8 protein-coding genes and 1 tRNA gene are annotated in these 12,508 nt (G+C 59.7%); 6 read left to right on the top strand and 3 right to left on the bottom strand.

The genetic code is table 11. From position 1 onward, the window contains the following. Positions 1 to 23: 23 nt before the first annotated feature. Complete coding sequence (locus B9A12_RS07900; protein WP_084057351.1) at positions 24 to 1,091, top strand: DUF362 domain-containing protein; 1,068 nt, start codon at positions 24 to 26, stop codon at positions 1,089 to 1,091. A gap of 167 nt (positions 1,092 to 1,258) precedes the next feature. On the opposite strand, the gene B9A12_RS07895 is transcribed toward B9A12_RS07900, so the two are convergent. The 3 genes from B9A12_RS07895 to B9A12_RS07885 all read right to left on the bottom strand — a co-directional run bounded on the left by B9A12_RS07895 (position 1,259) and on the right by B9A12_RS07885 (position 3,257). Next, positions 1,259 to 1,346: transfer RNA gene (locus B9A12_RS07895), tRNA-Leu, on the bottom strand. 352 nt (positions 1,347 to 1,698) lie between these two features. Then, positions 1,699 to 2,124 carry a polysaccharide biosynthesis C-terminal domain-containing protein gene (locus B9A12_RS07890; RefSeq protein ID WP_084057350.1) on the bottom strand — a complete coding sequence of 142 codons (426 nt, stop codon included), beginning with the start codon at positions 2,122 to 2,124 and terminating at the stop codon, positions 1,699 to 1,701. A gap of 98 nt (positions 2,125 to 2,222) precedes the next feature. Further along, the gene (locus tag B9A12_RS07885; protein WP_245802384.1) at positions 2,223 to 3,257 is read right to left on the bottom strand and encodes a M28 family peptidase; all 1,035 of its coding nucleotides are present in this window, start codon (positions 3,255 to 3,257) and stop codon (positions 2,223 to 2,225) included. A 670-nt stretch (positions 3,258 to 3,927) separates the two neighbouring features. Between B9A12_RS07885 and B9A12_RS16935 the strand changes: the two genes are divergently transcribed. From B9A12_RS16935 to B9A12_RS07850, 5 genes are all read left to right on the top strand, one after another. Beyond that, positions 3,928 to 4,269, top strand: coding sequence for a P-loop NTPase family protein (locus B9A12_RS16935; RefSeq protein ID WP_170920441.1), 342 nt, complete (start codon positions 3,928 to 3,930; stop codon positions 4,267 to 4,269). Then, entirely contained in the window at positions 4,259 to 7,270 is a 3,012-nt protein-coding gene (locus B9A12_RS07875) for a PAS domain S-box protein (protein ID WP_170920440.1), read from the top strand. The genes B9A12_RS16935 and B9A12_RS07875 overlap by 11 nt, the downstream gene beginning before the upstream one ends. A gap of 821 nt (positions 7,271 to 8,091) precedes the next feature. After that, entirely contained in the window at positions 8,092 to 10,269 is a 2,178-nt protein-coding gene (locus B9A12_RS07860) for an acetyl-CoA hydrolase/transferase C-terminal domain-containing protein (protein ID WP_084057437.1), read from the top strand. Between the two features lie 131 nt (positions 10,270 to 10,400). Next, complete coding sequence (locus B9A12_RS07855; protein WP_084057345.1) at positions 10,401 to 10,613, top strand: hypothetical protein; 213 nt, start codon at positions 10,401 to 10,403, stop codon at positions 10,611 to 10,613. Between the two features lie 123 nt (positions 10,614 to 10,736). Next, positions 10,737 to 12,131, top strand: coding sequence for a class II fumarate hydratase (locus B9A12_RS07850; protein ID WP_084057436.1), 1,395 nt, complete (start codon positions 10,737 to 10,739; stop codon positions 12,129 to 12,131). Positions 12,132 to 12,508 lie beyond the last annotated feature (377 nt).

Below are 12,508 nucleotides of genomic sequence, written 5' to 3'. Positions count from 1 at the left end.
AACCGTCCAGAGGAGACCAAAAGATGCACACGGTGATGATCCATGCGGCGTCTTATGACAATGTTCGGCAGGCGGTGGACCGGGTGTTTGAGACCTTTCCCCTGGCCTTGACGGGAAAGACGGTTCTCATCAAACCCAATGCCCTTCGCGCCTCCAAGCCGGAAGAGGGAATCGTCACGCACCCTGCGGTGCTCAGGGCCGTGGTGGAACGGGTGGAAGAGGAACGGCCCGCGTGCATCGTGGTGGGCGACAACCCGGGGGCCTTCGACTACGGGGCCAATGAGAGAACATTCCGGGAAACGGGGCTCATGGACGCCGCCAAGGGCTATTATGTCAATATCGGAGTCGATTCGACCCGCGTGGCCTTCCATCCGGAATTCATGGAATCAGTGGGCGTGTCCCGGATCGTGTTGGAAGCGGATGTGGTCATCAGCCTGCCCAAGTTCAAAACCCATGGGCTGACGGTGATCACCGGGGCGGTCAAAAATTCCTACGGTATCCTTCCGGGAGCCCAGAAGGCGCGGCTTCACAAGGCGGCGGGGAGCCCCCGGAGGTTCCACGACCTGCTGGTGGAAGTCTTCCGACTGCGCGTTCCCGACCTCTTCATCGTGGACGCCGTCACGGGCATGGAAGGAAATGGTCCCGCATCCCCCGAGCTGCGCTCCATCGGTTTGATCTTGGCCGGAGACAACGCTGTGGCCGTGGACGCGGTCATCGCCCACATGATGGGCTGTGACCCCGGGACGTTGCGGTTCCTGCAACGGGCCAAAGAGCTGGGCCTGGGGGACTATGATCTGGATCGAATCCGGGTGGTGGGAGAGCTGGTGCGGCTGGCCAACTACAGGCTGCCGCCCTTGAGCGGCGAAGCCATCATGACAAACGAGCGGATCCAGCAGCTATTCGAGGCCAAGATGTCCTTGCGGCCCAGGGTGGATGCGGCCCTCTGCACGGCCTGCGGCACCTGCGTGGACCATTGCCCCGTATCCGCCCTGTCCATGCCCCAAGATCTCCCGCAGGTGGACCCGGCGGTCTGTATCACCTGCTTTTGCTGCCAGGAAATGTGCCCCGAAAAGGCCATCGCCCTGGGGTGATGCCTTGGGAGTGGGGAGGTAATAAGGGTGCTAAAGTGAGCACGTTGTGATTTGCAACTTGCCCTTTGCAAGTCCCCACCAATGCCCACTTCCCCATCAGCACGGCGGCAAGGCCCAATAAGGGACATTGGAGGAGGGGCCGGAAAGGGCTCAGGGGCGAAAGAGGGTGGTGCCTGGGGCGGGAATCGAACCCGCACGGGCACAGGGCCCAAGAGATTTTAAGTCTCTTGTGTCTGCCTATTCCACCACCCAGGCGTGTGCTGGAACCTAGCACAGCGCTGGAGTGAGTGGCAAGAGGGATGCCGGGGGATCCGGGGACACCGACGGAGCGTGTCCGAAAACGGACTACCGAAAAGGAGACCCCGCTCAGCACACTTTCTGTCGGGGCGGTCCGCCGGGTCGCCCCGACAAAACCGCCGCCAAGCCCATTCACGGTCATCCCGTCATCCGCAGCACCATCCTTCCTTGGAACCCTACGGCCTCGGTGCGGTAAAGGAAACCGAGAGGCCTTTTTCGGACGGTTTTCCAGGGTGAAAAGGGACACGGGGCCGCAAAGGGGGCGAACGGAAGTGGGCCGGGATCCGCTGCCGGCTTGGAGGGTTTCCAATCAAGGCCGTGATAGCTGGATTTCCGGAAAGGGCTGAAACGGCACATCGTCTTGGGGATCGTAGGGGGAGTCGTAGTATTCCACCAGCCACGCATCTTCCAAGGCGTGAAAACGGTGTGCCAGAAGCGGTGGGATGACGAGCTTATGGCCGGCTTGCACGTCCGTATGCCCCGCCTCGCCGGTCTCCACATCCACCGTGAGGATCCGCACTTTCCCTGAGATCACATAGAACCGTTCCGTTTTTACCCGGTGGTAGTGGCCGCCGCGAAAGAGACCGGGCCCGGCGCGCAGGGAAAAGACGGCCAGGTGCTGAATCAAAAGCCCGTCTTCGATGAGAGCCACCTCCCCTCGTCGTTCCGTCCATCTCTTGATCCTTCGAAATGCGGCCGTCACGGGAAGGGATTCCACGCGGATCTGCCGACTCATGAGCACCTCCAGGGGGTCCGGCCCGCTTCCGCACCAACAAAGCACCGGCGAAAGGAGGGCAGGCTTGTGGGGCCGCGTATGCTTCCGGCGGCCCCATGTCATGGAAACAGAAAGAACAACAGACTTTTTACCAGTTGAGCCATGAAGGGAAAATCGAGCGTGTCCAGCGTGTCGGCGGTGGTGTGGTAATGGGGATTCCGGTAAAAGGCCGAATCGGTCACCATCACCGCTCGGTATCCGTGGTCCCAAAAAGGTGCATGGTCGCTCAAGCGCACGGAGGGAATGAGCCAGCCGTTGAAGGGAACGGTCAGCGTGATCACGGGCAAGTGGGGATTTTTCCGGAAAGCCTTTTCCATGGCGCGCAGAAATCCCCTGGACCGGCCGTTTCCCACAATCCCGATGAAGTCTCCTGTGTCCGGATAGTTCTTCAAGCGGAGGGGCCACGGGTAATCCTGACAACCGGGGGTTCGGCAGGTGTAGCCCACCATTTCCAGGCAAATCATGCCATCCAGGCGTTCCCCGTGCTTCCGGGCATTACGGGCCCGGACCCGGCTTCCCATGGCTTGGGTGCCGTAGACCGGAGGTTCTTCCAGGGCGAAGGCCGCAAATTGAACAGCGGGGCAGGTGCCGGCCTTGGATCGCAAGCCCGCAAAGAGACGGGCCGTTTCCAATAGAACCGCAACGGCGCTGGCATTGTCGTCAGCTCCCACCGTGCCCGTGAGGGAATCGTAGTGGGCTCCCACCACAATCCGCTTCCAGATCGGAGAGCCTCGGGCCGGGGTTTCCGCCAGGATATTCGCCACCCGGCGTCCCTGCCATGTGTAGGGTTCTTCCTGGGGGTCCATGCCCGCCTGGCCAAACTCTCGGGCGATGTAGTCCGCCGCCAGGCGATGGCGCTTCCAGTCGGCCACACTGCGCTCCCCGATTTCCACCGTGAGCCTGTGCAGGTGGTGCCGGAGCCGCTGCTCCACGGCTTCCAGTTCCACTCCATCGATCCAGTGGATGGCCATGCGCTCTCCCTCCAGTTGGAGCATAAACACGCCTCTTCGATCTTTCAAATGGATGGTCAGGTCGATCCGGCTGGCATGGAAGATGGGATGGCTGAGCGCGCTGGAGCGAACGCCGCTGAACATCCTTGAGCTCGAGGCGCAAAGGGGCCGTCTTTTCGCCGTCGGCCTGGTTTCCAGACAGCATGGCCAAGGAGATATTGTCAAAACCACTAGAGGCGCCCCAGGGCTTGGTCTTGACATAACCTGCGCCCATGCTGACGTTTTTCAAAGGAAGGCCGCCGTCCTCGTCTCAAGATGAAAAGCAGACTTTTTCATTCTCTGCCGCTTTCTCAAAAGACGGTTAAAAGACATAATTGATAAGCGGCCCATAAAGGCGAGATGATTAAGCGAAAAATGCGAGAATCTCAACGAGCATCGAGGGCCTGGACGAAATGATGAAAGGCGGCTTTTCCACTGGCAGCTCCAACCATTGTCAGCAGCCCCACCGGGCTGAGAAAATCGTCCGTGGCTTCGCAGATTCTTTGTGTTGCCGCCGAAAAGGGCATCCAGGGCGCGCTGTACACCTTGGAGGAGGGAGGCGCCTCCATTCTCAACCGAAGCAACGGTATTTCCCGGCCGCTGAAAGAACCGATGGAAAAGCGCACGGTTTTGTTGCGGGAGGTCAACCCCCTGGAGTATTACCACGATGAAGTCTTGGAGATGTTTCGCAAAGACGTTGAAAAGATGGCATCCAGCTGGCCGTCATCGAAAGTCTTCGAGGCTATCATCTGGCCATGGAGGGGTTTGGAACCTGGTGACCCGCATACAGAATTTTATCAACTACCGCCGGAGTCACAAAGTGACCCTGATGCTGGAGAAGGCACAGGAAGCTATTACCGACGATGTTCGGATTACAGACCTGGGTGTGATCTATACGGCGGACAACGTCACGGTGCTTCGCTGGGCCGAGTACAATGGCAGGGGCATCAAGGCGGTCAGTTGTCTCAAGAAGCGTCTCGGTGATTTCGAGCCGGAACCGCGTGAATTTCAAATCACCGGCGATGGCATTGTGGTGGGGGAAAGCCTTGGGCACCTGCGCGGCCTGCTCACCGGGGTCCCCGCGGCGGAACAGGAAAAGCCGGAGTATGAGCGATAGAGGAACGGCCATGGGCGAAAAAAAACGAACCATCATGTTCGGTTTCCATTCCCCGGTGGATCGCAGGCTGATGCGGGAGTGGGTGGTGGGGGTGGGGCATGAAGTTCTTGAAAATTTGGACGAATCCTCCAACGTGGATCTCATCTTGATGGATTCAGCCACGGCCCGCCGTCTTAGGGACAAGGCCTTCGGCTTGAAAAGGGCGGCGAAATATTTTCTCCCGGTTCTGGTTTGCATCAAGGCAGGTGAGAATGCCAGCCCTTGGCTCAAGGCGGGCTTTGACGATGTGCTCCATCTGCCGGCAACCAAGGACGAATGGCTGGCTCGGATGGATATCATGCTCCGGCTCCGTCGCCAGTCCGAGGAGTTGGGCCAAAGAAGCGAGTATCTGCACCGGGCGCTCATCGAGTCTTCCGGCGACCATATTTTTCTTCTCGACGCAAACGGCACCTTTGTGACCAGCAACGACCGGGTGACCCATTTCGGCCTGGAAAGCGGCGCTCAATTGGTGGGCAGGACCATCGAGCAGGTCTTTCCCAAAGAGGTTGCCACCTTCTATCGTGAGCAGTTCCAGCGGGTGCTGACCGAGGGGAAAACGGTGGTCTTCGAGCATGACTTGCCCTCGGAGCGTGGCACCCACTACCATCTGGACACACTCTATCCCATCCATCTTCCCGACGGAACGGTAGCGGTGGGCGGCATCTGCCGGGACATCACCGAGCGCAAGCAGGCGGCAGAGGCGCTGCGCGAGAGCCGGGAACGACTGAACCACCTGTTCACCGTCAGTCCGGCCATCGTCTATGAACTGGACCCTGAGAATCTCTCGCCCACCTGGGTCAGTTCCAACATTACGGAAATAACGGGCTACACGCCTGAAGAGGCCTTTCAACCCGGCTGGTGGGCAGAGCATGTGCATCCGGAAGACCAGGAGCAGACGAAGAAGGCAGAAGAGAGATTTTTGCTCGAAGGGCGGGACCGGGGGGCCCATGAGTATCGTTTTGAGAAGAAAGACGGCACCTACATCTGGGTGCGAGACGAATTAAGGCTGCTCAGGGATGAGCAAGGCAGGCCGAAGGAAATCGTGGGTTCCTGGATGAACATTACCGACCGGAAAGAAGTCGAAATAGAACTGGCCAAAAGCGAACAACGCTACCGTAGCGTCTTTGAAAGCACCGGAACGGCCATGCTCATTGTCAACGAAGACGGCACCATTGCCTTTGCCAACAGCCAGTGCTCCGCCACCACCGGGTATTTACCCGAAGAGCTGCCAGGTACCAACTGGCGTGGCTATGTCTTTGCCGAAGACCTGCCGATGATGGAGAGCTATTTTCGGCTGCGTTTCAGTGATCCGGAAAAGGCTCCCAAACGCTACGAAACCCGTTTGATGCACGCCGACGGTTCCATCAGAAATACCCTCCTCACCGTCGGCACCATTCCGGCCACCCGGCAGGTGGTGGTTTCTATGCTGGATATCACTGACCTGGTCAGGGCCGAAGAGGCGAGACGGTTGCTGGAAACCGCCATTGACAACACCATCGAGTGCATTATGCTCAGCGACCGGGAAAACCGCCTCACCTACGTCAACCGAGCCTTTGAAAAACTCACCGGCTATTCTGCCGCCGAAGTTCTGGGAAAAACCCTTGGGATACTAAAAAGCGGTCGGCACGACCGGGAATTTTATCAAGATCTGAAATCCACCATTTATTCGGGGCGTCCCTGGCAGGGCAATATGATCCTCAAGAAAAAAAATGGGGAGCTCTACGAGGTGGCTGCCAGTATTACACCGATTTTGAGCCCATCCGGGCATGTGGATTATTTCGTCTCGGTGCATCGGGATGTCACCAAAGAGCGTGAAATGGAAAGACGCATCCAGCAGAATCAGCGGCTGGAAGCCATCGGCACCCTGGCAGGGGGTATCGCCCATGACTTCAACAACATTCTTACCCCCATCGTGGGATATACCGAGATGTGCATGTATTCCCTGCCCAGGGGCAGCAAGATCCGGGAAAACCTTGAGGCTGTGAATCGAGCGGCTGCGAGAGCATCCGATCTGGTTCAACAGATTCTTTCTTTCAGTCGCAGGTCAAACCAGGAGAGAAAACCAATTAGAATCGCGCTGATCATTAAGGAGGCCTTGAAGCTCTTACGTTCCACCATACCCACGTCCATTGAAATCAGACAAGACATATCCGCAACCGAGGAATCGGTGATCGCCGATCCGACGGAAATCCATCAGGTGATCATGAATTTGTGCATCAACGCCAGCCATGCCATGCCCGACGGCGGGCTGATGAGCGTTGGTCTTCATGCTGTGGACCTGGATCGGGAGGCCATCAAGATGATCCCCGGTTGTAAGCCGGGCAGACACCTGAAGTTGTCGGTGGAGGATACCGGCCACGGCATTGCTCCTGAAATCCTAGATAAAATATTCGAACCTTACTTTACCACCAAGAAGGAGGGGCTCGGAACAGGTTTGGGCCTGGCCACAACCCACAGCATCGTTACTGCGTGCGGCGGAGGGATAACTGTATATAGTGAGCCGGGCAAAGGGAGTCGTTTCGACCTGTATTTTCCGGTAGCCCGTGGGGTGGCAACGCAAGTGGTCGAAAAAACGGCAGTGATCAGAGGCGGGCATGAAAGAGTTCTGATTGTGGATGACGATATGGAGGTTCTCGATCTGCACAGAAAAGTTTTGGAGAATTATGGCTATTCTGTAACCGCCGAAACGGATCCCGAGAAGGCCCTGGCGTTATTCGAAAAATCACCTGCTGACTTCGATATGGTACTAACGGACATGACCATGCCTCGCATGACCGGGGATCTGCTCGCCGCCGCTCTGTTAAAGATCCGGCCGGATCTGCCGGTTATCGTCTTGACTGGCTTCAGCGAGCGAATCAATAAAGATAAAGCGCAAGAACTAGGCATTCGGGCTCTATTAGCCAAGCCTGTTTCGGTCAGTGATCTACTCTCAACCATAAGAGATATATTTAATGCCCAATGAATTTCAATTCAAACCATGAAGGGCCAACCATTGCAGCAACTCGGGCTGGCCATTCCGCCGCGCTCCACTGCCAGCCGGCCCTGCGAGCCGAATCCGCCGAGAAGAGCTCCCTCAGTGCCTGAATGGAGCAAAATAATGGCGGATGCAAAAGTTGCCGATCCGACCACGCAGGAGTTCAATGAATTTGTTCGAAAAGCTGTCATTCAGACCTTTGCATTCTTCGGCATTTCCACACAAAACAGCGAGGAGCCTGGAGCCTCCCGGATCCGGGGAGTTCTTCAATCGAAGGGCCACGGGAAGTCCCGACAACCGGGGGTCCGGGAGGTATAGCCCACCCTTCCAGGCAAATCATGCCGTCCAGGCGTTCCCCGTGCTTCCGGGCATTTCGGGCCCGGAGCCGGCTTCCCTGCCATGGGTAGGTTTTTCCTGCGGGTCCATGCCCGCCTGGCGAAACTCTCGGGCCATCGGGTCCGCCGCGCGGCGATGGCCTTTCCAGCCAGCCACACCGCGCTCCCCGATTTCCCCCGTGAGCCGGTGCAGGTGGCGCCGAAGCCGTTGTTTCACGGCTTTCCAGTTCCAGTCCATCGATCCTGTGGAGGGGCCTGGGCCCTCCTTTCGGTCGGAGCATGAACACAAGGGGCAGGAAAACCCGAGTGGGAGCCGGATTGTTCATTTTGCTGTGTTCTTCCTTGCGGATGCGGCGACATTGTGAAGAGACTTGCAAAAAACGCCGGGTGCGGTTAAAAGGATCGGTCGTAAAATCTATCTGAACTCGCGTTCCCATGTCCCAGGCGGATGCGACCACGGAGACGGAGATGCCCATGAAGCACAATCGCCCTGCCGTTTTTCAAGACCCCGAAGCCTGCACCGATTACATCTTGTCCCGGGTGGGCAAGAACATCGTTTTGGGTTTGGCCTTGGGGTTGGGGAAGCCCAACCATCTGGCCAACGCCATTTTCAACCGGGCCCGCCGCGATCCGTCCATTCGGCTCAAGATCATCACGGCCATCACCCCGGAAGTGCCCGGCTGGTCGTCGGACCTGGAGCGACGGTTTCTGGAACCGATCCTGGAAAGGGTCTTCGGCGGTTATCCGCCCCTGGAGTATGCCTTGGCCGTCCGGCGAAGAGATGTGCCGGAAAACATTCAGGTGTGTGAATTCTTCTTCCGTCCGGGCGCGTTCATGAATTACGAGCACGCCCAGCTCAACTACATCAGCACCAACTATACCCATGCCGTGCGGGACCTCATGGACAACGGCATCAATGTGGCCGCTCAGCTGGTCAGCGCCGAACGGCAGGCGGACGGGCGGGATCGCTATTCCTACAGCTGCAATCCGGAGGTGGCTCTGGACCTGGTTCCGGCCATGCGACAGGCGGAAAGGGAAGGGCGTCCGGTGGCCATCGTTGCGCAGGTGAACCGCAATCTTCCCTACATGTACGGGGATTCGGAAGTGGAGCCCCAAGAATTCGACGCGGTGCTGGATCATCCCGACTGCGAATTCCCCCTGTTTGCGCCGCCCAAGGAATCGGTGAGCACCCAGGACTACATGATCGGCCTCAACGTGGGCAGTTTGATTCGCGACGGCGGCACTCTGCAGATCGGCATCGGATCCCTGGGCGATGCCATCACCTATGGACTCATCGTCCGCCACGAGCACAACGACCTGTACCGGGAGATCCTGCAACGGACCGGGATTCTGGAGCGCTTCGGGCAATCCGTTGAGAAGCACGGCGGAACGGACCCCTTCCGGGAAGGCCTCTACGGGTGCACCGAGATGTTTGTGGACGGCTACGTGCATCTGATGAAGCACGGCATCATCAAGCGCAAGGTCTACGACCATCCTGCGATCCAGCGCCTGGTCAACGACGGGCGGCTCCAGGAGGAGATCACCGGGGCGGTGTTGGATCAGCTGGTGGCGGCCGGGGCCATTTCAAGAAAGCTGACGGCAAACGACGTGGCTCTCCTGTCCCGATTTGGGATCCTGGATCCCCAATGGCGCTGGGATGAAGGGGAGCTCACCAACGGAGTGCTCCGCATCCCGGCGGACCTGGATGATCCCAAAGCCCGTCAAGCTCTGGAAGCCCACGCCCTGGGCCAAAGACTGCAAAACGGTGTGGCCGTGCACGGCGGATTCTTCATCGGGCCGCGCAGCTTCTATGAGGCTCTGCACCAGATGCCGCCCGAAGAACGGCGCCTCATCAACATGAAAGCGGTCTCCTACATGAACCATCTCTACGGCGACGAAGAGCTGAAGGTTCTGCAGCGCCGCCATGCCCGTTTCGTCAACACGGGATTGATGGTCACCCTGAGCGGGGCCATCGTTTCCGACGGACTGGAGGACGGTCGGGTCATCAGCGGTGTGGGGGGCCAGTACAACTTCGTCTCCCAGGCCCATGCCCTGCCCGGAGGCCGCTGCATCATCATGATTCGAAGCACGCGGGGCAGCGGTGCCCACGCCACGTCCAACGTGCTCTTCAATTACGGCAACACCACCATCCCCAGGCACCTTCGCGACATCGTGGTGACCGAATACGGCATCGCAGATATCCGCGGAAAGACGGATCAGGAGGTGGCCGCCGCTCTCATCCAGATCGCGGACTCCCGATTTCAGGACGAGCTGGTCCGGCAGGCCAAGGCGGCCCACAAATTGCCCGCCGATTACCGCGTTCCCGATGCCTTCCGCCACAACGTGCCCGAAAGGCTGGAGGCCGAACTGGGATCCTTCCGGCAAAAGGGGCTTTTCGGTCCCTTCCCCTTCGGAACGGATCTCACGGACCAGGAACTGATCCTGGCCAAGGCCCTGCGGCACCTGAAGGATGCCACCAACGGCAACAAAGGCAAGCTCTTTCAGGTCAAACCCCTGCTGGCAAGCCTGGCGCCGCCCGCTGCGGCCAGGCCCTACCTGGAACGTCTGGGCTTGGACGCACCGCGAGATATCAGGGAAAAGATCATGCAGCGCCTGGTCACCCACGCCCTGGCGGCGACCGGCGCCATCTAAAGCGCACCGTCGTCTTTGCGGGAACGTCCCGCCGACGCATCCGTCCTCTCCTTAGAACTGTGAAGTCGCCATGCTGGCATGAGTCTTGCCCCTTCCGTGGATGCAACACACATCGACGGAAGGGGTAAGTCATGAAGGTCATCGGCTTCCAAGAATATCTGGAGCGGAAACGACGGGCCCAGGAAGGGGCGGTCTACAGGGCCATCCAGGATGAGCAGGAGCGCTTCCAGGCGGCGTGGGAAAACATGCGCCGGCTTCCGCCTGCCCGCATCGTCCAGCTCTTCCAAAAAAGCCTGAAGCACGGTCTGCTCCATCTGCAGGACATCAACCGAAAATTCGATTGATCGCCCGCCCGGAACCTCTGTATGCTCCTTCCCAGAAGCTGATCCCGAAAAAGACCGCCAAAAGCATTCGTGGGGTGCGGCAGCCTTGGGATGGATCTGGAATGGGACAAAGGGGAAGAGACGATGGTCGATGGAATGCGCGTGGAGCGGGATTCTCTGGGCCAGGTTCGGGTGCCGGCATCCGCCTATTACGGGGCCCAGACCCAGCGGGCGGTGGATAACTTCGGCCTGGGCGGGGTGACCATGCCCCGGGAGATCCTCCGCGTTTTGGCTCTCATCAAGGAAAAGGCGGCGCAGGTCCACCGGGAAGCGGGAAGGCTGGACCCGAAGCGGGCCGACGCCATCGCCCAAGCCGCCCGGGAGCTGGTGGAAGGCCGCCACTGGGACCAGTTTCCCGTGGACGTCTATCAGACGGGTTCCGGGACATCCACCAACATGAACATGAACGAGGTGGTGGCGGGCCGGGCCAACGAAATCCTGACCGGCCGGCGCGGAGGCCGGGAGCCGGTGCACCCCAACGACCACGTGAACCTGGGCCAGTCCAGCAACGATGTCATTCCCACGTCCATTCGCATGGCCGCCTGGTTGACGCTGCGGGACCGTTGCCTTCCGGCACTGCGAAACCTCCAGAGCACCCTGGAAGAAAAGGCGCGAGAATTTGCGGACGTGGTCAAGATCGGTCGCACGCATCTTCAGGATGCCCTACCGGTGACCCTGGGCCAGGAATTTTGCGGGTATGCCCGGCAGGTGGAATTGGGCTGCGCCAGGCTCCAGGGCCTGGAAGATCGCCTCTGCCAGGTGCCCCTGGGCGGAACGGCGGTGGGCACCGGGGTGGGGGCGCCTGCCGGATTTGCCCGGGCGGTGCTGGAAGCGATCCGATCGGAAACGAACGCTCGGTTTCGGGAGGCGGCCGATCACTTCGAAGCGCAGGGTTCCCAGGACACCCTGGTGGAGGCGAGCGGCATGGTGCGCACGGTGGCCGTGAGCCTTTCCAAAATCGCCAACGACATCCGCTGGCTCGCGTCGGGACCGCGATGCGGTCTGGGCGAAGTGCGCCTTCCTGAACTGCAGCCGGGATCATCCATCATGCCGGGAAAAGTGAACCCGGTCATTCCCGAAGCCGTGATCCAGGCCTGCGCCCGCATCCTGGGAAACGATCAGACCATGGCCCTGGGCGGCCAGGGCGGGGTCCTGGAACTGAACCTCATGATGCCGCTCATGGGCCACACCCTGATGGAATCGCTCAACCTGCTGACCAATGCCGCTGGGGCGCTTGCCGAACGCTGCGTGGCGGGAATGGAAGCGGACCGGGCGCGATGCCAATCCATGGTGGAACAGAGCCTGGCGATGGCCACCTACCTGGTGCCCCTGCTGGGCTATGACCGGGCGGCGCAGGTGGCCAAGAAGGCCCACGCGGAGGGGATCACCGTGCGGGAGGCGGCCCTGGCCATGGGCGTGGCAGATGAAAAAGACCTGGAGCGAGCCTTCCGTGCGCTCGTCCCTGGAACGGGTTTCTGACGCCTTTCTAGTCAAGGTCCTGACGGATCGGGTGCCGTCGAGAGGCCTCCGTGGGGTGAGTTCCGTGGAGGGTGTCGCCCCTGGAGGCGTCTGTTTCGCGGCGATGGATAGGCCGTGGATGTCCCACCCCATGGTAGCGGCATACGACGGTCGGGCGCTCTCCTTGTGGAGATGCTCCGAGGAAGCCATTACCTGGTTCCTTTTCGTGGGGACCGGACGGTTTGGGACTGTGGTGACAAGGCGGTCGCGGCCGGTCTGAGGCCAGAGAGGCTTTGCGCTCGGTGGGCCGACTCGGCGGGGCCCCCCTAGCGGATGGTGATCGCAGGATGCCTTCCTACTTGGAAAGCCTTTTTAGCACAAGCTCCCATTGGGAAGCG

It is taken from the genome of Desulfacinum hydrothermale DSM 13146, from assembly GCF_900176285.1.
GTDB classification, from domain to species: Bacteria; Desulfobacterota; Syntrophobacteria; order Syntrophobacterales; family DSM-9756; genus Desulfacinum; species Desulfacinum hydrothermale.
This window is presented reverse-complemented; position numbering and strand designations above follow the sequence as displayed.